Source organism: Brevundimonas sp. (assembly GCF_036676055.1).
Taxonomy (GTDB): domain Bacteria; phylum Pseudomonadota; class Alphaproteobacteria; order Caulobacterales; family Caulobacteraceae; genus Brevundimonas.
In genome coordinates this window covers 65,491-89,776 of the sequence record NZ_JAKFDS010000029.1, presented here as the reverse complement: position 1 = coordinate 89,776, position 24,286 = coordinate 65,491, and the positions used below count along the sequence as shown (strand labels likewise).

Annotated in this window: 25 protein-coding genes, 1 tRNA gene and 1 rRNA gene; 15 read left to right on the top strand and 12 right to left on the bottom strand. The window is 70.1% G+C overall.

Annotated elements, in window-relative coordinates; all coding sequences use genetic code 11:
- The 5 genes from rrf to V6M45_RS05505 all read left to right on the top strand — a co-directional run.
- Nucleotides 1–100, top strand: a 5S ribosomal RNA gene (gene rrf / locus V6M45_RS05525); the annotation flags it as partial.
- Between the two features lie 77 nt (nt 101–177).
- Nucleotides 178–254, top strand: a tRNA-Met gene (locus tag V6M45_RS05520).
- Nucleotides 255–396: 142 nt separating this feature from the next.
- Nucleotides 397–1,749: an MFS transporter gene (locus V6M45_RS05515; RefSeq protein ID WP_332654618.1), complete on the top strand. Its 1,353-nt coding sequence runs from the start codon at nt 397–399 to the stop codon at nt 1,747–1,749.
- A gap of 108 nt (nt 1,750–1,857) precedes the next feature.
- A complete protein-coding gene (locus V6M45_RS05510) occupies nt 1,858–2,232 on the top strand; it encodes a BlaI/MecI/CopY family transcriptional regulator (protein ID WP_332654616.1) in 375 nt (124 codons plus the stop codon).
- Complete coding sequence (locus V6M45_RS05505; RefSeq protein WP_332654615.1) at nt 2,229–3,899, top strand: M56 family metallopeptidase; 1,671 nt, start codon at nt 2,229–2,231, stop codon at nt 3,897–3,899. The genes V6M45_RS05510 and V6M45_RS05505 overlap by 4 nt, the downstream gene beginning before the upstream one ends.
- 9 nt (nt 3,900–3,908) lie before the next feature.
- Here the strand turns inward: V6M45_RS05505 and ileS are convergent, their stop codons facing one another.
- The 5 genes from ileS to V6M45_RS05480 form a co-directional block, all read right to left on the bottom strand.
- The gene (gene ileS, locus V6M45_RS05500) at nt 3,909–6,824 is read right to left on the bottom strand and encodes an isoleucine--tRNA ligase (protein ID WP_332654614.1); all 2,916 of its coding nucleotides are present in this window, start codon (nt 6,822–6,824) and stop codon (nt 3,909–3,911) included.
- A 140-nt stretch (nt 6,825–6,964) separates the two neighbouring features.
- On the bottom strand, nt 6,965–7,912 hold the full coding sequence (locus V6M45_RS05495) for a bifunctional riboflavin kinase/FAD synthetase (RefSeq protein WP_332654613.1): 948 nt from the start codon (nt 7,910–7,912) through the stop codon (nt 6,965–6,967).
- Between the two features lies 1 nt (nt 7,913).
- Nucleotides 7,914–8,375: a MaoC family dehydratase gene (locus V6M45_RS05490; RefSeq protein ID WP_442880543.1), complete on the bottom strand. Its 462-nt coding sequence runs from the start codon at nt 8,373–8,375 to the stop codon at nt 7,914–7,916.
- 29 nt (nt 8,376–8,404) lie between these two features.
- Nucleotides 8,405–9,289, bottom strand: a complete 885-nt coding sequence (locus tag V6M45_RS05485; RefSeq protein ID WP_332654612.1) for a TIGR01459 family HAD-type hydrolase — start codon at nt 9,287–9,289, stop codon at nt 8,405–8,407.
- On the bottom strand, nt 9,286–9,474 hold the full coding sequence (locus tag V6M45_RS05480; RefSeq protein ID WP_332654611.1) for a hypothetical protein: 189 nt from the start codon (nt 9,472–9,474) through the stop codon (nt 9,286–9,288). Before V6M45_RS05480 ends, V6M45_RS05485 begins: the two co-directional genes overlap by 4 nt.
- An 837-nt stretch (nt 9,475–10,311) precedes the next feature.
- Between V6M45_RS05480 and V6M45_RS05475 the strand changes: the two genes are divergently transcribed.
- On the top strand, nt 10,312–10,656 hold the full coding sequence (locus V6M45_RS05475) for a glycine zipper 2TM domain-containing protein (protein WP_332654610.1): 345 nt from the start codon (nt 10,312–10,314) through the stop codon (nt 10,654–10,656).
- 138 nt (nt 10,657–10,794) lie between these two features.
- On the opposite strand, the gene tipF is transcribed toward V6M45_RS05475, so the two are convergent.
- A complete protein-coding gene (tipF, locus tag V6M45_RS05470) occupies nt 10,795–12,063 on the bottom strand; it encodes a flagella assembly cyclic-di-GMP phosphodiesterase TipF (RefSeq protein ID WP_332654609.1) in 1,269 nt (422 codons plus the stop codon).
- Between the two features lie 108 nt (nt 12,064–12,171).
- Between tipF and V6M45_RS05465 the strand changes: the two genes are divergently transcribed.
- On the top strand, nt 12,172–12,942 hold the full coding sequence (locus V6M45_RS05465) for an SDR family NAD(P)-dependent oxidoreductase (RefSeq protein WP_332654608.1): 771 nt from the start codon (nt 12,172–12,174) through the stop codon (nt 12,940–12,942).
- Nucleotides 12,917–13,864 (top strand): lysophospholipid acyltransferase family protein, encoded by a 948-nt coding sequence (locus V6M45_RS05460; protein WP_332654607.1) that lies wholly within the window; start codon nt 12,917–12,919, stop codon nt 13,862–13,864. Before V6M45_RS05465 ends, V6M45_RS05460 begins: the two co-directional genes overlap by 26 nt.
- Here the strand turns inward: V6M45_RS05460 and V6M45_RS05455 are convergent.
- The 4 genes from V6M45_RS05455 to xseA all read right to left on the bottom strand — a co-directional run bounded on the left by V6M45_RS05455 (nt 13,861) and on the right by xseA (nt 17,183).
- Nucleotides 13,861–14,388, bottom strand: a complete 528-nt coding sequence (locus V6M45_RS05455; RefSeq protein WP_332654606.1) for a response regulator — start codon at nt 14,386–14,388, stop codon at nt 13,861–13,863. The genes V6M45_RS05460 and V6M45_RS05455 overlap by 4 nt on opposite strands.
- A 113-nt stretch (nt 14,389–14,501) precedes the next feature.
- Nucleotides 14,502–15,332, bottom strand: coding sequence for a M23 family metallopeptidase (locus tag V6M45_RS05450; RefSeq protein WP_332654604.1), 831 nt, complete (start codon nt 15,330–15,332; stop codon nt 14,502–14,504).
- Nucleotides 15,329–15,529, bottom strand: coding sequence for a DUF2093 domain-containing protein (locus V6M45_RS05445; protein WP_332654603.1), 201 nt, complete (start codon nt 15,527–15,529; stop codon nt 15,329–15,331). The genes V6M45_RS05450 and V6M45_RS05445 overlap by 4 nt, the downstream gene beginning before the upstream one ends.
- 49 nt (nt 15,530–15,578) lie before the next feature.
- Nucleotides 15,579–17,183, bottom strand: coding sequence for an exodeoxyribonuclease VII large subunit (xseA, locus tag V6M45_RS05440; protein WP_332654602.1), 1,605 nt, complete (start codon nt 17,181–17,183; stop codon nt 15,579–15,581).
- 153 nt (nt 17,184–17,336) lie between these two features.
- Between xseA and V6M45_RS05435 the strand changes: the two genes are divergently transcribed.
- From V6M45_RS05435 to V6M45_RS05420, 4 genes are all read left to right on the top strand, one after another.
- On the top strand, nt 17,337–18,581 hold the full coding sequence (locus V6M45_RS05435) for a glycosyltransferase (RefSeq protein WP_332654601.1): 1,245 nt from the start codon (nt 17,337–17,339) through the stop codon (nt 18,579–18,581).
- An 87-nt stretch (nt 18,582–18,668) separates the two neighbouring features.
- Entirely contained in the window at nt 18,669–19,454 is a 786-nt protein-coding gene (locus tag V6M45_RS05430) for a DUF3313 family protein (RefSeq protein ID WP_332654600.1), read from the top strand.
- 129 nt (nt 19,455–19,583) lie between these two features.
- Nucleotides 19,584–20,171, top strand: coding sequence for a hypothetical protein (locus V6M45_RS05425; RefSeq protein ID WP_332654599.1), 588 nt, complete (start codon nt 19,584–19,586; stop codon nt 20,169–20,171).
- A 133-nt stretch (nt 20,172–20,304) separates the two neighbouring features.
- Nucleotides 20,305–20,670, top strand: a complete 366-nt coding sequence (locus V6M45_RS05420) for a hypothetical protein (protein WP_332654598.1) — start codon at nt 20,305–20,307, stop codon at nt 20,668–20,670.
- A 6-nt stretch (nt 20,671–20,676) separates the two neighbouring features.
- Here V6M45_RS05420 and V6M45_RS05415 read toward each other — a convergent pair whose 3' ends face one another.
- Nucleotides 20,677–20,901 carry a hypothetical protein gene (locus tag V6M45_RS05415; protein WP_332654597.1) on the bottom strand — a complete coding sequence of 75 codons (225 nt, stop codon included), beginning with the start codon at nt 20,899–20,901 and terminating at the stop codon, nt 20,677–20,679.
- Nucleotides 20,902–21,052: 151 nt separating this feature from the next.
- On the opposite strand from V6M45_RS05415, the gene V6M45_RS05410 reads away from it, so the two are divergent.
- The 3 genes from V6M45_RS05410 to V6M45_RS05400 all read left to right on the top strand — a co-directional run bounded on the left by V6M45_RS05410 (nt 21,053) and on the right by V6M45_RS05400 (nt 23,470).
- Nucleotides 21,053–21,211 (top strand): hypothetical protein, encoded by a 159-nt coding sequence (locus tag V6M45_RS05410; RefSeq protein ID WP_332654596.1) that lies wholly within the window; start codon nt 21,053–21,055, stop codon nt 21,209–21,211.
- Between the two features lie 58 nt (nt 21,212–21,269).
- Nucleotides 21,270–22,553, top strand: a complete 1,284-nt coding sequence (gene purD, locus V6M45_RS05405) for a phosphoribosylamine--glycine ligase (RefSeq protein ID WP_332654595.1) — start codon at nt 21,270–21,272, stop codon at nt 22,551–22,553.
- Nucleotides 22,554–22,684: 131 nt separating this feature from the next.
- Nucleotides 22,685–23,470: an alpha/beta fold hydrolase gene (locus V6M45_RS05400; protein ID WP_332654594.1), complete on the top strand. Its 786-nt coding sequence runs from the start codon at nt 22,685–22,687 to the stop codon at nt 23,468–23,470.
- A 65-nt stretch (nt 23,471–23,535) separates the two neighbouring features.
- Here V6M45_RS05400 and V6M45_RS05395 read toward each other — a convergent pair whose 3' ends face one another.
- Nucleotides 23,536–24,237 (bottom strand): murein L,D-transpeptidase catalytic domain-containing protein, encoded by a 702-nt coding sequence (locus tag V6M45_RS05395; RefSeq protein ID WP_332654593.1) that lies wholly within the window; start codon nt 24,235–24,237, stop codon nt 23,536–23,538.
- Nucleotides 24,238–24,286: the final 49 nt, after the last annotated feature.

Sequence of the window (24,286 nt, the reverse complement as noted above, 5' to 3'; positions counted from 1 at the left end):
GGAGGTTCCCCACCCGATCCCATTCCGAACTCGGTCGTTAAGCCCTCCAGAGCCGATGGTACTTCGTCTTAAGGCGCGGGAGAGTAGGTCGCCGCCGGGTCTACCAGACGGATAGATGATTGTATTACGGGCTGTCGCCCGTCTCTCGAACCGCTCTTCCCTTACACTACCGTTTGCCGCGGGATGGAGCAGCCCGGTAGCTCGTCAGGCTCATAACCTGAAGGTCGCAGGTTCAAATCCTGCTCCCGCACCCAAGATCTCAAAGCCCCGCCTGGCTCCCGCCAGCGGGGCTTTTTGCTGTTCAGGCCATCGCCCGGCGTCGAAGCCAGCCGCCGCCTCTTGAGCCCATCCCCGGCCTGTTCCATGGATGCTCCGGCTCGACGAGGGGAGAACGGGATGAAGCACGAACAGACCGCGGACCTGCCGTATCTGCGCAAGGTGGTCGGGGCCTCAATGGCCGGCACGGTCGTCGAGTGGTACGAGTTCTTTCTCTACGGGACGGCCGCGACCCTGGTGTTCGGCCAGTTATTCTTCCCGGACACCGGGAACGAGCTCGATGGCATCATCGCCGCCTTCGCCACCTACGCCGTAGGCTTCATCGCCCGCCCGCTCGGCGGGATCGTCTTCGGCCATTTCGGCGACCGCATAGGGCGCAAGTCGCTGCTGCAGTTCAGTCTCTTGCTGATCGGCGCCTCGACCTTCCTGATGGGCTGTCTGCCCAGCTTCGGCTCGATCGGCTACTGGGCCCCGGCCCTGCTGGTGACCCTGCGCTTCATCCAGGGCTTCGCCCTCGGCGGAGAGTGGGGCGGGGCGGTGCTGCTGGTGACCGAACACAGTCCGAACCGCAGCCGCGGCTTCTGGGGCAGCTTTCCCCAGGCCGCCGTCCCGATCGGCAATCTGCTCGCGACCGTCGTGCTTCTGGCGCTGTCAGCGCTGCTGACGGATGAGGCCTTCCTCGCATGGGGCTGGCGGGTGGGTTTCTGGCTGTCCGTCGTGATCATCGCCATCGGCTACTACATCCGCACCCAGGTGACGGACTCGCCGATCTTCAAGGCTGCGCGTGAAGAGACGGAGAAACGGGCCGAGGCGGGCTACGGCCTGACCGAGGTGTTCCGCAGACATCCCCGCGGCGTCTTCACCGCCATGGCGCTCAGGTTCGGGGAGAACATCCTCTACTACATGGTCGTGACCTTCTCGATCACTTACCTGCACCATCGGGATGTCGACACCACGCGCATCCTGGCCCTGCTGTTCCTCGCCCACATCCTGCACGTGATCGTCATTCCGTTCGTCGGCGCCCTGGCTGACCGGATCGGGCGGCGGCCGGTCTATATCGCCGGAGCGGCCCTGAGCCTGATCTGGCCGTTCCTGGCCTTTCCAATGTTCGACACCGGCGAAACGGCGATGATCCTCGGGGCGATCATGCTGGGCCTGGCCGTCCATGGCCTGATGTATGCGGCCCAACCGGCCATCATGACCGAGATGTTCCCGACCCGGATGCGCTATTCGGGTGTTTCGCTCGGCTACCAGGTCACGGCCATCGTCGCGGGATCGTGGGCGCCGCTGATCGGGACGGCGCTTCTGCGCCAGACCGACTCCTGGACGCCCATCGCCTGGTACATCCTCGCCTCCGCCCTCGTCAGCCTGGTCGCTGCTCTATTCATGCGGGAGAGCAAGGGAGCGTCCCTCGCTGCGATCGACGCGGAGGATCTCCGTCGCCTTGAAGAGGCCGGGTCCGCGCGCAGCTGAGGCTGTCGCCCAAGCCCTTACCGCGAGTTCATCCGCGCGCCTCATTCCTGACTTTATCCGCTACAAGTGTGGCGCTACGAATGTAGCGTTGTCCTTGCCGGAGCCGTCATGATCGAATCCCTGCCGCGCCGCGAACGAGAGGTTTTCGAGACCCTGTGCCGCCTGCAGGCCGGCACGACCAGCGCCGTCCGCGCGGCGATGGGCGGTTCGCTGAGCGATTCCGCCGTCCGCACCCTGCTGGCCCGCCTCGAGACCAAGGGCTTGGTGGCCCGGGCGTCCGACCCCGACGGGGTGTTGTACCGGCCGTCGCCGCGACCGGAGGCGATCGCCGCCAGCGCGCTGCGGCGGACGGTCGACACCTTCTTCGCCGGCTCCGCCGCCAGCGCCGCGACGGCCCTGCTCGGCCTGACACAGAAGCTGAAGCCCGAGGAGTTGGAAGCGCTGGAGCGCGCCATCGACCAGGCGCGGGAGCGCGGCTCGTGAGCCCCGAACTGATCGCCGGACTGTTCTGCAAATCCGGCGTCATCGCTGGCGTAGGTTTGCTGTTGTCCTGTCTACCGGGGTTCCGCGCCGCGGCTGACCGGGTGGACGTACTGCGGGCCGCCGTCTGCGTTCTGCTGGCCCTGCCCCTGCTGGTCTTCTTCGCGCCCGATCTTCGACTCGAGCTGTTGCCGGCGGCGTTCGCCGAGCCAGCCGCCGCCTCGGCGCCCGTGTGGCAAGGGTCGGTGACGCCCGTGGAGGGGCTGTCCCTGTCCAGTTCGATCCGTCTGCCATCACCGGTGGAAGTCATGGCGGCGATCTGGCTCCTTGGCGCGATCGTGGTGCTTGGGCGCTTCGCACTCGGTGTGGCGGCCCTGTGGCGCTGGACCCGCACCGGCGCGCCCGTGACCGACCCGGCATGGACGACGCCGCTCGAACGCCTCGCGCCCCGCCGCCGCCCCCGCCTGATCTCCGCGAGCGCCGTCGAGGCGCCGCTCAGCTGGGGCCTGTCTCCCGGCGTGGTCCTGGTCGGCCGTACCTGCCTGTCGCACCCGGAGACCGCCGGCGCGGTTCTGGCGCATGAACTGGCGCATATCCGCCGGAGCGACTGGCTCTTCCTCGCCCTGTCCCGTCTCGCCCTGGCCCTGTTCTGGTTCAACCCGCTGGTGTGGCTGTTGCACGCCACCCTGGCGAGCCGGACCGAAGACGCCGCCGACGCGGCCGCGCTCGCCGTGGTCGACCGCCGGACCTATGCCCGCGCTCTCGTCGGCCTCGCCGCCGACTTCCGCCAGTCCTCCGCCATCGGCATGGCGGGGTCGGCCCAATCCCTGACCAGAAGGATCACCCGCATCATGAACGCCCGCCCCGCCTCCCGGCCCCGTCCCCTGACCATGGCGCTGGCCATCGGTGCGCTCGTCGCCGTTGCGACGCCGATCTCCGCTGTCGAGATCACCCAGCGCGCTCCCTTGCCGCCCGCCGCGCCCAGCGCCCCGCCACTGCCGCCCGTTCCGCCGGCTCCGCCCGCCGCGCTGGCGGTGCTCGCGCCCGCCAACCTCCCGCAACCGCCGGCTCCGCCCGCTCCTCCCGCTCCGCCGCGCCTCCAGGACGGATCGCGCATCACGATCACGGACGATGGGCGGACCCGGGTCTACCGTTCGGTCGAGGAAATGGATCCGGAGACCCGCCGCGCCTACGAACAGGCCCTCGAGGAGGCTGCCGCAGCCCGTGGTCAGGCGGCCGAGGCGAGGGAACAGGCGCGCGCCGCCCGCGCTGAAGGGGCTCGCGCTCGCGCCGAGGCTCGCGTCCACCACGCGGCCGCTCTGGAGAAGGCACGGGCCGCGACGACCGAGGCTCGGGCCGCAGCCGCCGAAGCTCGTGTCCAAGCCAGCGCTGCCCGGGAAGGAGCCCGTCACGCGATGGCCCGCGCCCGGGTCGAGATGCGCCAGGGTGCGGACGAGATGGATCGCGGCGCGGACGAGATGCGTGAAGAAGCCCGCCGCCTGCGCGATCCCGCCTATCGCGCCCGGCAGATCGAGCGGGCCCGCGAGCGCGGCGACCGGGTCCCGACCGATGCGGAATTGGCAGCGCTGGCTCCCCGGCTGGCGAGCCAGGCCGAGGAACTGAAGCAGCAGGCCGCCCGGCTGCGCGAAGAGGCTGAAGACCCGTCCTGAGCCGGTTCGTCAGACCCGGCGCGCGTCCCACCAGCGGACCGCGTCGGCGTCGCGGGCGCTGAGGTCGGGGTAGGCGGGGTCCGAGCCGACGTCCGGGACGCGCCGCCACGAGCGGGCGCATTTCGGATGGTCGGCGAGGCGGACCTCGACGATGACAGCGTCGCCGCCTGGCTTCAGCTCGGCGCCCGAGGTGCGGAACACCTCGGCGGCGTCGAGGCCGTCGAACGGCGCGAAGGCCTCGGCCGGACCGGTCACGACGGGCCAGGCGTCCAGCGCGCCGCCGATGATCTTGTCCCGGCGCGCGGCTTCCAGCGCCTCATTGACGATCTCGAGGACGGTCTGGACCCCGGCCCAGCGCTCGGCCTCGTCCCGGTTGCGCCAGTCGTCCGGCGTGTCCGGGATGACCCGGGCGCAGTTGGAGCCGGCGTCCGGGAAGCGGGTGGCCCAGGCCTCTTCCATGGTGAAGGGGGTCAGGGGTGCCAGCCAGGCGGTCAGTCGCATGAAGACCTCATGCATGACAGTGCGGGCCGCGCGGCGACGGATGGCGTCTGGGCGGTCGCAGTAGAGGCTGTCCTTGCGGATGTCGAAATAGAGGGCCGACAGGTCGTTGGAGCAGAACTCCAGCACCGGGCGGACGACGTCCTGGAAGCGGTAGTCGCGGTAGGCGGCGCGGACGTCGCCGTCGAGCTCCCACAAACGGTGCAGGATGAAGCGCTCCAGCGGCGGCATCTGGTCCAGCGGCAGGCGCTCGGCCTCGTCGAAATCGGCCAAGGCGCCGAGCAGGTAGCGGACGGTGTTGCGCAGTTTGCGATAGGCGTCGACCGTCGTCTGCAGGATCTGCTTCCCGATCCGCTGGTCCTCGGCGTAGTCGACCAGGGCCACCCACAGGCGCAGGATGTCGGCGCCGGACTCCTTGATGATGACGGCGGGGTCGGTGGTGTTGCCCTTCGACTTGGACATCTTCTCCCCATTCTCGTCCTGGGTGAAGCCGTGGGTCAGGACCGCCTCATAGGGGGCGCGGCCGCGGGTGCCGGCGCCTTCGAGAAGGTTGGACTGGAACCAGCCGCGGTGCTGGTCCGAGCCCTCGAGATAGAGGTCGGCCGGCCAGTGCGACGGGCGGTTCCCCCTGTAGCCGTGGGCCGGATCGCGGGCCTCGAGGGTGAAGGCGTGGGTGCAGCCGGAGTCGAACCAGACATCGAGGATGTCCTGGACCTTCTCGTAGCGCTGCGGATCGTGGGCCCCGAGGAAGTCGGCGTCGGGGCGGTCGAACCAAGCGTCGGCGCCGCCCTCGGCGACGGCGGCGAGGATGCGGGCGTCGACCTCGGGGTCGTGCAGCGGCTGGCCGGTTTCCTTGTCGACGAACATGGCGAGCGGCGTGCCCCAGGCGCGTTGGCGGCTGATCAGCCAGTCCGGGCGGCTCTCGACCATGGTGCGGATGCGGTTCTTGCCGGCCGCGGGATGGAAGGCGGTGGCGTCGATGGCGGCCAGCGCCCGTTCGCGCAGGGTCCCGTCGTCCTCCAGCGGGGCGTCCATGCGGATGAACCACTGCGGCGTGTTGCGGAAGATGACAGGGGCCTTGGAGCGCCAGCTGTGCGGATAGGAGTGCTCCATCCGGCCGCGGGCCAGCAGGTTGCCGGCCTCGATCAGCTTCTCCATCACCGCGCCGTTGGCGGGGCCGAATTTGCCGGTCTTCTTGCCCTCAGTCTCCAGCACCTTGAGGCCGGCGAAGAGAGGGACGTGGTCGTAGTAGGCGCCGTCGGGGTCGACGGTGTCGGGCACTTCGTGATGACCGTGGGCCCTCCACACCTCGAAGTCGTCGGCCCCGTGGCCGGGGGCGGTGTGGACGAAGCCGGTGCCTGCGTCGTCGGTCACGTGGTCGCCGGCCAGCAGGGGCACGGAGAAGCCGTAGCCTGACGAGAGCGCCGCCAACGGGTGGGCGCATTCGAGGCCCGAGGGGTTCAGGTCGTCAACGCGGGTCCAACTGGCGATCTTCGCGGCCTTGAAGACCTCTTCGGCCAGCTTGTCGGCGAGTATCAGCCGGTCGCCCGGTTTGGCCCAGGGCTCGAACTCCAGCCCCTCTTCCATGGCCGTGACCTCATAGAGGCCGTAGGCGATCTCGGGGCCGTAGCTGATGGCGCGGTTGGCCGGGATGGTCCAGGGCGTGGTGGTCCAGATCACGACCGACGGATTGGCGTGGCGGAAGGCCAGCAGGTCGTCCGGGTGGGCGTCGGTCGCGGCGACCACCGGGAATTTGACCCAGACCGTCGGGCTGACGTGGTCGTGGTATTCGATCTCGGCGTCGGCAAGGGCGGTGCGCTCGACCGGCGACCACATGACGGGCTTGGAGCCGCGGTAGAGCTGACCCGAGTTCTTGAACCGGTGGAACTCGGCGACGATGGCGGCCTCGGTCGAGAAGTCCATCGTGGCGTAGCGATTGTCCCAGTCGCCGAGGACGCCGAGGCGTTTGAACTGGTCGCGCTGCACGTCGATCCAGCCGGCGGCGTATTCGCGGCAGGCCTGGCGGAACTCGGCCTTGGAGACCTCGTCCTTGCGCTTGCCCTGGGCGCGGTAGCGTTCCTCGATCTTCCATTCGATCGGCAGGCCGTGGCAGTCCCAGCCGGGGACGTAATCGACGTCGTGGCCCAGCAGGAAGCGGCTGCGGACGACGAAATCCTTCAGCGTCTTGTTGAGGGCGTGGCCGATGTGGATGTCGCCGTTGGCGTAGGGCGGGCCGTCGTGAAGGACGTAGAGGGGCGCGCCTTCGGCCTGACGCTGCTTGCGCAGGGCGCTGTAGAGGTCGCCCCACTGTTCGAGGATGGCCGGCTCCTTCTGGGGCAGGCCGCCGCGCATGGGGAAGGGCGTCTCCGGGAGGAAGACGGTCTCGCGGTAATCGCGTCCGGAAGGCGTATCGCTGGCGTCAGCCATGAAGTCTGTCTCGTCGTGTTGATCGTTCGCGTGAGGGTCGAGAAGTCCCGGCGTGCGCGAGGCTGAAAAGCCCTGCGGCGCTACGCCGGGCGGCTAATCGAAATCGGGCGAAACACGCGGACGGTCATGGTGAAAGCGGTCTAGCAGGCGGTTCCGCCCGGCGCCAGCACGGCGCGAGCGGCCCGGGCGTCGGCGTCGATCTGGACCTTGAGGGCGTCGAGGCTGTCGAAATGCTCCTCGCCGCGCAGGTAGGCGACCAGCTCGGTCTCGAGGGTCTGGCCGTAGAGGTCGCCGTCGAAGTCGAACAGCCAGACCTCGAGCAGCGGCTCCTCAAGGGCCCACATCGGGCGGACGCCGAGGCTGGCGACGCCGTCGAAGGTCCGGCCGTCCGGCAGGCGGGCGCGGACGGCATAGATGCCGTAGGCGGGGCGCATGTAGTCGCCGAGGGCGATGTTGGCGGTGGGGACGCCGATGGTCCGGCCGCGCTTGTCGCCGTGCAGGACCTCGCCCTCGATGGCGAAGGGCCGGCCCAGGATGGCGGCGGCGCGGGCCATGTCGCCGGCCTTCAGGGCTTCGCGGACGGCTGAGGAGGACAGTTTCAGCCCGTGAGGATCATCGACGCGGGGGCAGACGGTGACGCCGAAGCCCAGGATCTCGCCGTGACGGCGCAGGCCCTCGGGCGAGCCGGTGCGGCCCTGGCCGTAGGTAAAGTCGAAGCCGACGGCGGCGTGGCGGACGCCCAGCCCCTCGCAGAGCACCTCCCGGGCGAATGCCTCGTCCGACATGCCGGCCATTTCGGCGTCGAAGGGCAGGAGGTAGAGGCGGTCCACGTCGAGCGGCTCAAGCGCCCGGGCCATCTGGCCGGGGGTCATCAGGCGGAAGGGGGCGGCGCCGGGCTGGAACCAGCGGCGGGGATGGGGGGAGAAGCTGACGATGGCGAGGGGCGCGCCCAGCGAACGGGCCGCCTCGCGGGCGCCGGCGATGACCGCCTGATGGCCGCGATGGACGCCGTCGAAGGCGCCGATGGCGACGGCGGCGCCCCGGAGCCGCTCCGGCAGGCCGCGCCAGTCGGTGACGATCTCGACCAAGTCAGTCTTTCGCGGGACGCCGGCGGCGGGGGACCCGGACCTTGGCGACGCCGTCCATGATCAGCTTGCCGTCCACGAAGCCCTCGCAGTTCAGCTCGACCCGGGCGCTTTCCTGATCGACGGCGACGACGCTGATGCGGACGAGGACGTCGTCGCCGATGCGCACCGGCAGGTGGAAGCCGAGGGTCTGGGACAGGTAGATGGCCCCGGCGCCCGGCAGGATGGTGCCGACCACGGCCGAGCCGAACGAGGCGGAGAGCAGGCCATGGGCGATGCGGCCGCGATAGGCGGTCTTGGCCGCGAAGGCCTCGTCGAGGTGGACCGGGTTGAAGTCGTCCGACGCCTCGGCGAACAGGCGGATCCGCTCCTCGGTGACGGGGATGACCTTTTCGGCCGTCATGCCGGGGTGGAGCTCCTCGAGGATGTAGCCGCCCGAGGGATGTGCCGTGACCAGTTCAACCATGGCGAGGCCTTAGCCTGATTTGCCGGGCGTCACCACGCCAGATCGAGCATCGCGTAGCGAGCCCAGGTGGTCTCGGCCTTCAACAGATCGGCGGCGCGGGCGGGGTCGAGGCGGCCGTCGGGGCCGCGGGCGGCGTCGCCGTGAATGCCCTGGGCGATGAACAGGCAGTCCAGCGCCTGACGGTTGGCGCCGAGCACGTCGGTGACGACGCCGTCGCCGATGCACAGCACGCGGGCGCGGTTCACCGGACGACCGAGCAGCCGCTCGCCCTCGTGGAGGGCCAGGTCGTAGATCGGCCCGTACGGCTTGCCGGCCATGGTGACCCGCCCGCCGAGGCTCTCGTAGAGGTCGGCGAGGGAGCCGCCGCAGTAGATCAGCCTGTCGCCGCGCTGAACCACGCGGTCCGGGTTGGCGCAGATCAGTTCGAGGTCGCGGGCGACGCCCCCGGCGAGGCGTTCGCGATAGTCCTCGGGCGTTTCGGTTTCGTCGTCGACGGGGCCGGTGACGGAGATGAAGGCGGCGTCGGCGGCGCCGTGGGCGCTCTCGAGGCCGAGGCCTTCATAGAGCGGCCAGTCGCGGTCCGGTCCGATCACCCAGGCCGGGCCGGGCGCGCGTTTCGCCAGTTCGGCGCGGGTGGCGTCGCCGGAGGTGACGAAGGCCTTCCAGCTGTCGCGCGGCACGCCAAGCCGGTCCAACTGGGCCACCACGTCGGAGGAGGGGCGCGGCGAGTTGGAGATCAGGACGACATGCTTGTCTCCATTGGGGCCGCCCTGCTGGTTGAACCGGGTCAGGGCGGCGCAGGCCTCGGGAAAGTTCTCGCGGCCGTTGTGGATCACGCCCCAGACGTCGCAGAGCAGGATGTCGTAGTCGGCGGCGATCTCGCCGAGGCCGTCGAGCGCGTGGGGGAGGGTCATTCGCGGCTGATAGCGGTTTCGGGGGAGGGGGTGAAGAGCACGGCGTCGGCGGGCCCGTCGGCGCGCCGTTGGATCGCCTCGAGGTGGAACAGGGGGCGCGACAGGATGAAATCCTCCCGGTCAGGACGATGTCCGCCACGGAACAGGCGCAGATAGAATTCCTCGCGATCGGACAGAGGCTGCAAGCGACCGGTCTCCAGCCCCTCGAGGCGGAGATGCTGGAGGGCGTGGATGAATTGACGGTCCGTTATTCGGGGGCGGCGGTCACGGGGCATGGGCGGGTTCTTGTTCGATGAGGAGAAGCGGGCAGGGGTCGTCGCCGCTTCGTCCGAAGCGGTTGGGAAGGGCGCGGGACAGCCGGGCCTCGCCCGGATGTTTGACTGTTTTACCGTTTCGACGAGACAGGCTGCCCCGCGTGGCCGTTATCCACTCGCCCCACCGGCTGGCGGCCATTCTCGGGCCTCACCGGCGTTCCGGGCCGCCCCTTGCGGAGGGACCGGAAGGTTGAACGTGCTGACAGTAGCGACAGTAGCGGTTCCACCCGAAGGCGCGCGGCGAGCAAGCGGAGGCCATCCATCGACCTCCGACGAGGACCCCCGAGGCTTTCCTCCGCCCGGGCTTCATCGCTCGACCACAGCCCGCCGTCATCGAGAACGTTGGATCCGACGCCCTCCCCACCGACGGGATGCCCCTATCCTAAACCCGCCCCGCCCTCAGGCGGGTTCAGGACGCTGTCCGGGAAACGTTTTGCAGGGAAAACAGCGGGTTGGCTTGTGAAAATATGATGGCTGCACATTAACTTGCAGCGCAGCAATTGGCTTTTCCTCCCCGTCGCGCAGCGATGGGGAGGGGGACCGCGAAGCGGTGGAGGGGCTGGCGCCGGCGTCCCGACCGTGCGGCGGATAGAGCCCCTCCGTCTACGACGCCGTTCCTCCACCCCGTTACCTTGCAACGGGGTGGCGACGGGAACGCCACCGTCTGGTCAGGTGTTCTCTCCGGAGCGGGGTTGAGGGAGAGACGCGATGCGACACCTGTTGACCATGACGGCGCTCGGGGCCTGCGGCCTTGTGATGGCCGGCTGCGCCACCACCGACAACTACGCCTCGGCCTGCGAGCGGGATTACGCCGAGAATCGCAACCGGGCCATGGCGGCCGGGTCCGTGCTGGGCGCGGCCATCGGGGCGGCGGTGGCCGGCAAGGAGGACCGCGAGGCCGGAGCGGCCATCGGCGCCGCGGCCGGCTATCTGATCGGCCGTGAACTGTCGGAAGAGGACGACCCCTGCGGCTACGGCTTCGGCGGCTACAATACCGACGGCCGCTATGGCCGCGAGCGGATCTACTGGCGCGACGGTTACCGGCCCTGGTGAGGGCACGCCCGGCTGTAACGCTCTTCCTCGGCAGTCAGAGAAGCGGGCCGTTCGAGCGGCAGTAGAGGATGAGCCTTCGCATGGCCTTGAGGTTGAATACGTTCGCCAAGGGCCGCAACGGGTCGAAAGCGGACCCGCCTAGCCGAACCGCCGCCGGTGGTCCGCGCTGCGCAGGGTCGAGCGGATGAAGTCGGCCGGGGGGTCGGTTTCGGCGAGGACGGCTTCCTTGATGGCGCGGGGCTCGCCGAACAGGTGGCCCTGGCCGACCGAGATGTCGAGCTCGAGGATGTCGACGATCTGGCGCTCGGTCTCGCATTTCTCGGCGATCAGCTCGATGCCGTAGCGGCGGGTGACGCCGGCGAAGTCGGCGGCGGAGATGTCGCGCAGGGCCGGCAGGGCCGAGGCGGAGTCCGTGTCGAGCAGGGTCTCGATCAGCAGGTCGGCGCTAACCTTCATGAACTTGACGTCGGACCTCTGAAGATCCGCGAAGTCGAGGTCGAGGGTCTGGACCTTGTCGATCGAGAAGCGGAAGCCGAGGTCGGCCAGCTTGGCCATGTTGCGGGCCTCGACCGCGCCGCGGGCGTCGAAGACGGCCTGACCGAGCTCGAAGATCAGGGCCTGGTTGAGGTCGCGGTTCTCGCTGAGGAAGTCGAGGAACTGGGGGAAGAAGGTTTCGTCGCCGAGCGAGGACAGGGCGACGTTGCAGAAGACGCCGACCTTGCGGTCCTGACGCGCGAGGCGGCGGACGATCTGGGCGCAGCGGAACAGCAGCAGGTTGTCGATGGCCGGGACCAGGCCCTCGCCCTCGGCGACCGAGAGGTATTCGGCCGGCATCATCACGCGGTCGTCGGCGGCGCGCAGGCGGGTGAAGCTCTCGTAGAAGATGGTGCGGCGCTGGGGCAGGGAGACGATCGGCTGCAGGTAGAGGTCGACGCGGTTCTCGGCGAGGGCCTCGTGGATGGTCTGCAGCAGGACGTTCGACTGTTCGCGGTGACGCGCCTCATAGGTGTTGGTGGGGGCCGGCTGGGAGATGCGCTGGTCGATCGACTCGCTCATCTGCTGGATCAGCGATTCCAGCATGCGGACCTCGCCCGACAGCTGTTCGGTCGAGGAGAGGGCGCCGCTCTCGATGGCCTGGGCCAGTTCGGTGAGCGCACCCTGGGTCGACTCCATGGCGTCGGCGAGCAGGCGGTGGGCGTCGCGGACCTGGTCGATCTCCTTCTTCAGCGTGGCGCGTTCGGCCTTGCCGGAGACATAGGTGTGGATCGCCGCCAGCAGGCCGAGGGCGGCGATGCCCGCTGCGGCGCCCGCGCCGGCGCCGAGGCCCGCGCGCCAGACGAAGGCGCCGACCGTCATGGCCAGGAACAGATAGCCGAAGAACAGGAAGCCCTGGGTCAGTGCGCGCATTGGAAACGGTTGTTCCGTGTTCCCGGATGGAATCGCCCGAGTATCGGGGTATCACGGCAGTTCGCCTAGGCTTCGTGCACGGATTCTCCCCACTCTTCGAGGTTAACGATGGAATTGTTCGATCTGACCGGCCAGGTCGCGGTCATCACCGGCTCTTCGCGGGGCATCGGCAAGGCCATCGCCGAACGGCTGGCGGAGCACGGGGCGAAGGTGGTGATCTCGTCGCGCAAGGCGGGACCCTGCGATGAGGTGGCCAGCGCCATCAATGCGAAGCAAGGCGAGGGCCGGGCCATCGCCGTGCCGGCCAACATCGCCTCGAAGGAGGATCTGCAGCGGCTGGTCGACGAGACCAATGCGGCCTTCGGCAAGATCGACATCCTCGTCTGCAACGCCGCGACCAATCCCTATGCGGGGCCGATGGCGGGGATTTCGGACGACCAGTTCGGCAAGATCCTTCAGAACAACGTGGTCTCGAACCACTGGCTGATCCAGATGGTCGCGCCGCAGATGCTGGAGCGGAAGGCGGGTTCGGTGATCATCGTCTCGTCGATCGGCGGGCTGAGGGGCAACGCCCTGATCGGGGCCTACAACATCTCCAAGGCGGCCGACATGCAGCTGGCGCGCAACCTGGCGGTGGAGTGGGGGCCGTCGAACGTGCGGGTCAACTGCATCGCGCCCGGGCTGGTGCAGACCGACTTCGCCAAATACCTGTGGGAGAACCCCGAACTGCTGAAACAGGTCACCGACCCCGCGCCGCTGAAGCGGATCGGCCAGCCGGACGAAATGGCCGGGGCGGCGGTCTATCTGGCCTCGAAGGCATCCAGCTACATGACCGGCCAGACGCTGGTGGTCGATGGCGGGATCACCATTGCCTGGTGACGGAGACCGGCGCGTGAGCCTGCGTCAGGACCTGGTCTGGCGGCTGCAGGCGGTCGGTTTTGCGGGCTTCATCGGCCTGATGCGGCTGCTGGGAGTCGAGCGGGCCTCGGCCCTGGGCGGCTGGCTGCTGAAGACCCTGGGGCCCCGGACGGGAACGCAGAAGACGGTGATGCGAAACCTGCGCATCGCCTTCCCGGACATGGGCGAGGCCGAGCGCGAGGCGTTGGCGCTGGCGCAGTGGGAGCAGACCGGGCGCGCCTTCGCGGAGACGGCGCTGATGGACCGGCTGGTGGCCGAGGACCGGGTCGAGGTGGTCGGGCGGGAACGGCTGGACGCCATCCGCGAGTCGGGGCGGCCGGTGGTCTTCGTCAGCGGGCATTTCGCCAATTTCGAGACCCTGGCGGCGACCATCGTGGGCGCGGGCGTGCCGTGCCAGATCACCTATCGCGCCGCCAACAACCCTTATGTCGACGCCCAGATCCGGGCGGCGCGGGCGCGCTATGGCGTGACCCTGTTCGCGCCGAAGGGCGGTGAGGGCGCGCGAGAACTGCTGGAGGGCATGGCCCGGGGCGAGTCCGTGGCCCTGATGAACGACCAGAAATTCTCGGAAGGGCCGGAGGCGATCTTCTTCGGCCAGCCGGTCAATGCAGCGCCGGGACCGAGCCGGCTGGCGCTGAGGTTCGGCACGGTGCTGCAGCCCCTGTCGGTGGTGCGGCTGCCGGGGGTGCGCTTCCGGCTGACGGTCCATGAGCCGATCGAACTGCAGGGGACCGGCGAACGCTCGGCCGACATCGCCCGCGGGGTGCAGGCGGTCACGAGCTTCATCGAGGATCGGGTGCGCGAAAACCCGGTCGACTGGTTCTGGGTGCACAAGCGCTGGCCGGACCGGGTCTATGCGGCGCTGAAGGGGAACGAGGCCTAGAGGGGCGCGGCGGTTGCCGGCCCGGTGGTCTCGCGCGCGGCGTCGGTGGCGCGGCGGAAGGGGCCGCGGAAGCCCGGCGCCGTGACCCGGCGGCGGTCCGGACCGAAATAGCCCTCGGTCTTGACGAAGGGGCGGGGCTTCCAGATCACCGACTGGATGCGATCGAGCACGGCCTTGGCGGTGATCGGCTTGGCGAGGAATTCGGTGACGCCGGCGTCGCGCGCCTCATAGACCCGCTGCTTGCCCGAATGGCCGGTCATCATGATGATCGGCAGATAGGGATTGGCGCTGTCGGGGCTGTTGCGGACCAGGCGGGTGAACTCGACGCCGTCCAGCGGGAACATGTTGTAGTCGACGATGGCCAGGTCGATAGCGTGCTCGCGCAGCACCTGCAGGGCCGCGCCGCCGTCGCCGGCCTCGAACACCTTGCGGATTCCGGCGGACTTCAGCACCGCCGAGGCGATGGTCCGCATGTGCGGATTGTCGTCGACGAGAAGCACCTGGATGGCGGCGAGGGAGGGCATTGGAGACGGTCAGTAAAGCGCGTTCGGCGCGTCTGGGCCGAATCCTAGGGACCGATGTCTTACCCGTCCATGACTGACCGGCGATCAGGTGAAACTTAACCGCTTACTCGCGTTCAGGTTCGCACCAGCAGCGACGGATCCATGTTGCGGTTGCGCCATTTCATGCGCCAGCACAGGTGCGGGCCGGTGGCGCGGCCTCTCATGCCGACGCGACCGACCGAATCACCACGCCTCACATCCTGTCCGGCGCGGACGTCGAGGCGTGACTGATGCAGATACGCGGTGATCAGTCCCTGGCCGTGGTCGATCAGGACCAGGCCGCCTTCGAAATGCAGGTCGGGCTCGGCGAGGACGACCCGCCCGGCGGCGGGGGCGCGGATCACCGTCCCCTGCGGCGCGGCGAGGTCGATGCCGTAGTGCGGCCGGGCCGGCGTGCCGTTCAGGACCCTCTGGGCGCCCCAGCGGCTGGTGACGCGGAAGCCGGCCAGCGGCCAGTCGAAGCCGTCCCGGAAATGGTCGGCGTCGAGGCGGCTGGCGAAACCCTCGGTCTTCAGCGCGCCCTCGCGGGCGATGCGCTCGAGCAGGGCCGGGTCGGTGGGCGTCACAGTGGCGGGCGGCAGGCCGTCGACGCGGGTGATGGCGAAGTCGCCCGGGGCGATGTCGAGGGTGCGCCGGGCCGAGCGGCCGTCGGCGCGGGCCTCGATCTGGAGGCTGGCAGGGGCGTCGCGGTCGAAGCCGACAATGAAGTCGCCGGTCGCCGAGGCGGCGGTCAGGGCCTCGCCGTCGACGAAGATCAGGGCCCGCGGCCAGGTCCGGCCGAGGGCGTGGCCGCCCTGGACGAAACGGCCGGTCAGGGGAAGGTCGTCGGCGGGGCGGGCCCGCGCCGCTCCGGTCGCCGCCAGGGCCGCGGCTCCGGCGAGGAGGGCGCGGCGGTCGGCGATCATCCGGCCGACGCCATTCGTTGCAGGGCCTCGCCGGGGCCGGCGTAGGCCTCCTGGCGTCCGACCGACCAGTAGCGGACGATCTCGAGCGGAATGGCGCGGCCGCTGACGGCGCAGGCGACGAAACGCCCGCCCTTCAGCACCGCGAACTCGCCGTCGGCGAAATGGAGGGTGGCGGGTTCCGCGGCGGGCTCGGTCATGGGCGAAGGCTAGCCCGGGGTCGGACCGGGCGCAAAGGTCTTTCGCCCGTCAGAACAGGTCGCCCTGGCCGGCCGGCGGCGCCTTGGGACGGGGCGCCGGGGGCTTCAGGCGGGCGGCGGGCGGGGCGCCGTCGCCGTCGACATGGGCCCCCCGCGCGCCGTCGGCGAAGACCAGGCGGACGGCCTGGCCCGGCTGGAGGGCGGCCGCCGAGGTGAGCCAGTTGCGGTCCGCGTCCTCGACCCGGGCGAATCCGGGCTTTGGCCGCCCGGGGTCCAGCGAGGCCAGCGCCCGGCCAAGGGCGGCGAGGCTGGCCCCGTCGCGTTGCAGCCGTCCGTCCAGGAGTGGCGACAGCCTTGAACCGACGGCGTCCAGCCGGGCGGCCCGCTGGTCGAGCCGGCGCCGCAGCGGCTCGGGGGACAGGCGCGAAGAGACCCGAAGCAGGGCGGTCTGGTGGGCGGCGAGATGTTTGTTGAGGGCCGGCAGCAGCCGGTCGCCGAAGGCGCCGAGGCGGTCGCGGCGACGTTCCAGCGCCCGGTCGAGAACCGCAGGGGACAGGCGGCCGGCGACGGTGATGAACTGGCGTTCGTGCACGGCGACATTGCGGTGCAGGGCCGAGCCGAGGCGGCTGCCGGCGTGATCGAGGCGCTGGCGCGGCAGGGCCAGCAGATCCTCGGGGCGAGAGGGCAGGCCGCGCTCAACGGCGCGCAGGCGGGTGCGGCGCTCCTCGATCAGCCGGCCGCCGGCGCGGACGAGGCGGCGGTCGAGGTCCAGCACGGCGGCGCGCAGGTCGGCCAGCACGGGGGTGGCGATCTCGGCGGCCCCGGTCGGGGTCGGGGCGCGACGGTCGGAGACGAAGTCGATCAGGGTGGTGTCGGTCTCATGCCCGACGGCCGAGATGATCGGGATGCGGGCGGCGGCGACGACGCGGGCCAGCCCCTCGTCATTGAAGCACCACAGGTCCTCGACTGAGCCGCCGCCGCGGGCGACGATCAGCAGGTCGGGGCGGGGCAGGGCGCCGCCGGGCGTCATGGCGTCGAAGCCGCGGATGGCGTTGGCGACCTGGCCGCAGGCGGCGTCGCCCTGGACCACGACCGGCCAGACGATGACGCGGCACGGCCAGCGCTCGGCGATGCGGTGCAGGATATCGCGGATCACCGCGCCGGTCGGGCTGGTGATGACGCCGATGACGGCGGGGAAGGTCGGGATCTGCTGTTTGCGGGCCGGGTCGAAAAGGCCCTCGCCCTGGAGTTTGACCTTGAGCCGCTCCAGCTGGGCCAACAAGGCGCCGGCGCCGGCGGCCTCCATGGTCTCGATGACGATCTGGTAGGAGGAGCGGGCCGGGTAGGAGGTGATCTTGCCGGTGACGATGACCTCGAGCCCGGTCTCGGGCTGGACGCCGAGGCCGCGGGCCTGACCCTTCCAGACCACGCCGTCGATGGCGGCCTTGTCGTCCTTGAGGGTCAGATAGATGTGACCCGAGGCGTGGCGGTTGACCTTGGAGATCTCGCCGCGCAGCCGGACATGGCCGAAGCGGTCCTCGAGCGTGCGCTTGAGGGCGAAAGACAGCTCGGAGACCGTCTGGGGCGGATTGTTGTCCCGCGCGGGCGGCGGCGCGTCGGCCGGCCCCTCGAAGACGTAGGAGTCGTCGCTCATCGGGGGAGACTAGCGGGGGCGGGGGGCGAACGGGAGGGGAAATCCCCGGTCCGGCCTGACAGGGATTTGGGTACGAAACAAATCCGTTCAAGAATTGCCGCGCGGCGATTTATGCGCAGTTTGTCGAGCCCTCTAATCTGGATGGAGGGTGCCATGCGTGTGCTGCTGTCGACCTTTGGATCGCGGGGGGACGTCGAGCCGGTGGCGGCTCTCGCCGCGGCGCTGCGGGATCTCGGCGTCGAGGCGGTGTTGTGCATCCCCCCGGACCCGGAACTGGCGGCGCTGGCGACCCGGGCGGGCGCCCGGCTGGCCCCGGCCTGCGCCCCTATCCGGCAATGGGTGGCCGACGCCCTGGCGAACCGCCCGCCGATGACCCTGCCCGAGCGTGCGGCCGGGGTGTTGACGGCCCAGTTCGAGGCGATCTCGGCGGCGGCCGAGGGCTGCGACGCAGTGCTGGCCACTGGACTGTTCCCCTCCACGGCCGCTGCGCGATGCGTCGCCGAGCAGCGGGGGCTTCCCTACCTCTACGGCGCCTACTGTCCCTACTTCCTGCCCTCGCATCACCACCGGCCTCCGCCCTATCCGGGCCATCCGGTCCCGCCGGAGGAGACAGACAACCGCCTGCTGTGGGACCGGGATGTGGCGACGATGAACGCGGTGTTCGGAGAGGCGATCAACGCGCTTCGCCGCTCCATCGGCCTGGCGCCCGCCGACAATGTCCGCGACCTCGTCTTCACCGACCGGCCGTTGCTGGCCGCGGATCCGACCCTGGCCCCGTGGGAGCCGACGGACCTGCGCGAGGTGGTGCAGACCGGAGCGTGGATCCTGCCGGACGACCGCCCGCTTGCGCCGGAGCTCGAGGCCTTTCTCGAGGCCGGGGAGCCGCCGGTCTATCTGGGCTTCGGCAGCATGCCCATGCCGGCCCTGAAGGACGCGGCGCGGGCGGCGATCGACGCCGTCCGGGCCCGGGGGCGACGCGTGCTCCTGTCCCACGGCTGGGCCGGGCTGGCGCTGGACGACGATCGGGAAGACGCCTTCGCCCTCGGCGAGGTCAACCAGCAGGCGCTGTTCAGTCGGGTCGCCGCGGTCGTGCATCATGGCGGCGCGGGCACGACGGCGGCGGCCGCCCGCGCCGGCGCGCCCCAGGTCGTGGTCCCCCAGATCGCGGATCAGCCCTACTGGGCCCGACGGGTCGCCGATATGGGCCTCGGCGCGGCGCATGAAGGCCCAACCCCGACCCTCGACTCCCTGTCTGTCGCGCTGGGGACCGCCCTCAGCCCGGAGGTGCGCGCCCGGGCCGCAGCGGTGGCGGGCCGGATCCGGTCGGACGGCGCGATCGTGGCGGCCAGGCAGGTGCTCGCCGCCCTCCGCCGGGAAGCGACTTCCGGACCGGGGTGAAGTCGGCGGGAGCCGCCGATCCGCCGGGAGACCCCGCCCGTATACGGCCTTCGTCGGCGTCCGCGCCGCAAGGTGAAGAACCCGCCGATGAACCGCTCGACCGTCCGCCGTCTCGCCCTGCTGTCAGCGGGGGCCGTTTCGCTGGCCGCCTGCCAGACCGCGCCGGCGCCGGACGCGGGCTTCCTGTCGAGCTACGACGGGCTGGAGACCAAGGCGGGGACGTTAAGGGTGTCGGTCCGGGACCGGCGGGACGAGGGGCTGGCGGCCGCGATCGAGCGCCTGTTCATCGAGCCCTCGCAACTGGCGCCCGGCGCGGCCGAGGGCGTCGCGCCGAACGATGTCGCCCTGGTTCTCGGCGAGGTGGACCGGCAGGTCTGTTACGAGCTCAGCGAGCGGTTCACGGTGCTGGAGGCTCCGGCGCCCGACGCCGCGGCTGTGCGGGTCGCGGTGACCCGGATATCGCCGACCGAGCCTGTCGGCTCGGGTCTCGCGGCCGTCGCCGGCGCCTTCATCCCGGGGCCGATCGGCATCCGACCGCCCGGGTCCACCGGCACGCTGGCCGTCGAGGCGGAACTGGTCGCGGTCGACGGCGCCCAGGCCGCCGCCCTGGCCTGGGCGCGGTCCGCCAATGTCGTGGGCACGGACAATCCGTCGCTGTCGCGGGTGGGAGATGCGCTGCAGTTCGCCGAGGTGTTCGGGGATCAGGTGGGCGACAGTTTCGCTCCGGCGGACCGGAAGGTCCGGCCCATCGCCGAGCCGGACCCCTGCGCCCGCTTCGGCCCGCGCGACCAGCCGGGCGGGTTCATTACCCGTCTGGTGACCGGCCTGTACGTGCCGGAAACCCAGGGCGTCCGGGCTCAGCCGGCGCGGTAGGCGCATCCGTGACTGGTGACGGCGTCGAATGCGCCGTCCGATTCCATCGATCCTTGGTCGCAAGCGTCGTGAGGCGTCGTGACCCCGGCTATTGGTGTCGGGTTGGAATTCTTGCCGGAAGGGCCTGTCATGAACCGCTTCACAATCCTTCCCTGTGCGATCGCCCTTGTCGTGGCGCTTCCGGGAGCGATCGCGCAGGCTCGCCCGCAGGTCGCCAGCCCGCCGGCCGCCGCGGCGCAGGTCCGGCCGACGCTGCCGACATCTATCACCGCCTATCTTGAGGGTGACTGGGCCGGGGCGGGCACGTTTGCACGCAGCGGCCTGCCCGTCGCCTCCACCTTCAGCTTCAGGACGACGCTGGATGGGGAGGCGATGAGGGTCGACCACGCCGAGGTCGCGCCGAACACCTTCGCCTACAGCGGCGTCATCTCGGTCGACAGCCGTTCCGGCGACGTCGTGCTGGTCATGGCCAGCAACAAGGGGGGCGGCGCGCGCGTGCTGCGAAGCAAGGGCTGGACTGGAGAGACTCTCGCGTTCGAGGCCGCGCCCGAGCTCCAGGCATGGTTCGCCCGCGAGCGCATCACGTTCGAGCGCCTTGGTCCCGACCGGTTTCGAGCCACCTATGAAATGAGCCGTGACGACGGTCTGACCTGGCGAACCGGGGATGTGCAGACATTCGAACGGGCCCCGGTTGCCAGCGGAGCCGGGCCGGCATAGCGCCCACCCGACCGGATGCCGGCCGCCGACGGATCATCGGTCGGCGCGGCAGGATGATGGCAGGCGCCTTTCGTCAGGCCCCGGGGCGGTCCGGCCTGTTATAGGACAGCGCTCTTCCGCCCGGACGCCGCCCATGCTGGACCCCGAAACGCGAACCTTGATCGAGACGGCCAAAGCGCGGCGGCAGATCGAGCTGTCGGCACGGTTCGTCGACGCCTCGCCCGCGCCGAGGCGGCCCGATCCCCGGGCCGAAGCAGTCCGGGCGCAGGTCTGGGGCGACCTGAAGGATCAGATCATCGCGGCGGTCAGGGACTACGAGGGCGACGGGCTGCGCGTTCTCAGGCAGATGAAGACCCGGCCCGAGATGATCCTGACCGGGCCCGTGGCGACGTGGCGGCGGTTTCTGGAGGAAAAGCGCGGCCTGGTCGGGGGCCCGGCGCTCGAGTTCCGGCATTATGTCCAGCCGTGGAGCCACGGCCTGCCCGGGTTTCCCGAATAGCGGCGGTCAATTCTCGATCGGAATGATGAAGACGCGGTCGTAGTTGAAGGGTCCGTCGTAGCGGGGCAGGGCGACGTAGTCGTCGCCCGCATGCTCCATCACCTCGCGGGCGAAGCGGTTGAAGTCGGCGCGGTTCGTCCGCCGCCGGGGCACGACGACAAAGCCTTCTTCGGATGTCTCCACCGCGTGGGACGGCCCCCCGTCCCTTAGCGACTGCAGAAACACGCCCATGGCACGCCTCCGTCGATCAGGGCTCGAAGACCGCAGTGATCCATAAACGGCGTGGATGCGCAACGGCGAAGGTCCGCCGCCGGGCGGTGCAGAGGTCACATCCGCGAGAGCGGAGCGGTGGAACTCCGGGCGGGAGCGGTGGTTTACGAGCATGGCCGCCGACCCTCGCGACACTGATCCCATCGACCAGGACCCCCGCGAGCACGGGCTGGAGCGTCGCAGCAGCGGCCCCGCCCTGAGCCCGTGGCTGATGATCGGCGCGATCGTCTTGCTGGCCGCAGCGGTCTATGTGGTTTCGGCGCTGCTCTGAAGCGGGATAACGGCGGCGCACGCTTGACCGGCTTCGCAGGTGCGGTCATTGCGCGGGGATGAACATCCTGCTGGTGGGATCGGGCGGACGCGAACACGCCCTGGCGTGGAAGATCGCCCAGTCGCCCCTCGTGCGGCGGCTGGTCATCGCGCCCGGCAACCCGGGCATGGACAAGCTGGGCGAGCGGGTCGCGCTGAAGGTCACCGACGCCGAGGGCCTCGCCGCCGTGGCCCGCGAGATGAAGGCCGATCTGGTGGTGGTGGGGCCGGAGACGGCGCTGGAGGCCGGACTGGCCGACCGGCTGGCCGCGGCCGGCATCCCGTGTTTCGGACCGACGAAGAAGGCGGCCCAGCTGGAGACGTCGAAGGCCTTCTCCAAGGCCTTCATGGAGCGGCACGAGATCCCGACCGCCGGTTACGGCGTCTATGAGCGGCTGCACGAGGCGCGGCAGGCGCTGTCGGTGTTCAAGCCGCCCTATGTGATCAAGGCCGACGGCCTGGCGGCGGGCAAGGGCGTGGCCATCTGCGCCAGCAAGCGCGAGGCCGAGGGCGAGATCGAGCGGATGCTGGGCGGCCGCTTCGGCACGGCCGGGGCGCGGGTGGTCATCGAGGAGTTCATGGACGGCGAGGAAGGCTCGCTGTTCGCCGTCTGCGACGGCCAGCGGGCGCTGCTGCTGGGCGGGGCCCAGGATCACAAGCGCGCCTATGACGGGGATCTGGGGCCGAACACCGGCGGCATGGGCAGCTACTCGCCGGCCCCGGTCTTCACCCAGGCGCTGGTCGAGGCCGCGGAGCGCGACATCGTCCAGCCGGTGATCGCCGGCATGGCGCGCGAGGGTATGCCCTATCGCGGCGTGCTGTACGCCGGGCTGATGGCCACCGAGGCCGGACCGAAGGTGGTCGAGTTCAACGCCCGCTTCGGCGATCCGGAGTGCCAGGTGCTGATGATGCGGCTGGACGGGGACATCGTGCCGCTGCTGCTGGCGTGCGCGCGCGGGGACCTGACGCGGGTCGCCCCGCCCGAGTTCCGGCCGGAGACGGTGATCTGCGTCGTGCTGGCCGCCAGCGGCTATCCCGACAGCCCGCTGGAGGGTTCGATCATCCGCGGGGCCGAGCAGGATTTCGGACCGCATGTGCAGGTGTTCCACGCCGGCACCCGGCGGCGGGACGACGGGCAGCTGGCCGCCGCCGGCGGGCGGGTGCTGAACGTCTGCGCCCGCGGCAGGGACATCGCCGAGGCGCGCCAGCGGGCCTATGCGGCGATCAGGAAGATCGACTGGCCGGGGGGATTCCACCGGACGGATATCGGCTGGCGGGCGCTGGAGCGCGGCGACGGGGCCTGATCGGTCGACCGGTGCCCGCCGGGATTGACACTCCCTGACCAAGCTGATGAGTTTGGGCCGTCTCAAACGTCCTCGCGCGGCGAGGACGATCCCTTTGGCTTCAGAGCCAGATTGAAAGGGAAATGTTTGAGATGAACCAGACAACTGAATGCGCCAGGGACGTCCTCGGCTTCGTGGTGCACGGAACGGGTTCCGAGCACGTGATGGTGCTGCACGACTGGAACGGCGATCATACGACCTACGACCCGGTCAGACCCTATCTCGACGGGATCACGTTCACCTATGTCTTCGTGGACCTCCGCGGGTATGGAGACTCCCGGGGCCTGACCGGCGACTACACCGCTCGTGAGGCCGCCGCGGATTGCCTCGTGGTGGCGGAGGCGCTGGGCTGGACCCGCTTCCATGTGGTCGGCCACTCGATGACGGGAATGGTGGCCCAGCGCCTCGCAGCGGACGCGGGAGATCGCATCAAGAGCGTGGTCGCCGTTTGTCCGATATCGGCCGCCGGGTCGCCGGCTCCGGCCGAGGCGCTGGCGTTTTTCGCGCTGACAACCGAGGACGACGACGCCTTCCGCCGGATGATCCGGTTTGTCAGCGGCGACCTGTCGGACCAGTGGGCTGAGGCGAAGCTGCGCCAATGCCGGCTGACGGTCGATCCTGCCTGCCGGGCGGGGTATCTGAGAATGTTGACGACGGCCTTTGTGGAGGATGTCCGGGGACTCGAAACGCCTTTCCTGGTGCTGATCGGAGAACGCGACCCGGGACTGGATGAGGCGGAGATGGAGAAAACCTTCCTCGCCTTGCACCCGAACGCCGAAGTTCAGGTCATTGCGGACTGCGGCCACTATCCGATGCAGGAACGTCCGCCCCTCTTCGCGACACTGGTCGAGCGCTATTTGCGCACTCACGCCGGGTGATCATGCGAGCCATCCGCGCTGACCGGTCGGCGCGGATGGCGGTCGCCCGGGAGAACCGTCCGGCCTCAGGCCCAGGCGAACAGCAGCCGCCCCTCGCCCATCCGCTCGCGCAGGGCGGGGAGGTCGTGGTGGGCGACGGAGAAACAGCCGTAGCTGCGGCCCAGCTTGCCCTCGCGGGCGAGGAAGGCCGGGTCGGCGTAGTCGGCGCCGTGGACGATGATGGCGCGCTCGCGGGCCATGTTGTTGGTGTACTCGAGCCCGTCCAGCAGGACGTTCGGGCCCTGCTGGGCGCCGTGGCTGGCCCCGGCGGTGGCGTAGGCCCCGACCGAGGACATGTAGCTGTCGGGGGTGTTCGAGAACTGCTGGGCGAAGCCGGTGTGCGACGGGTCGGAGCCCCGGCCGTGGCTGGTGCGCATCAGGGTGACGGCGCCGCCGTGCAGGTCGACCTCGTACAGCCGCTCATCGCCCGAGAATTTCTTGAAGTCGACCAGATACATCCGGTCGCGTTGGGTGATCCTGTCCTTGTGGATGTCCAGCGCCGCGAGGGCCCGGTCCATCAGATCCTTGCGCACCGATCCGCGTGGATCGAGGGGGCGGGTGGAGTTCAGCTGCGAGGTGATGAGCTCGGGCGGTCGCCCGGTCTGGATGGCCGGGACCGGCGGAACCTGGGCCTGTGCGGTGGTGATCACCGGCCGGGTCGCCGCGGTGGCGCAGCCCGACATCAGCGCCGCGCCGCCCAGAATGAAGCCTCGTCTCGCCAACTGCATGCGACGCCCCTCGCACGTTTGAGAAGTCACGGGTTGTTTCAAATCACGA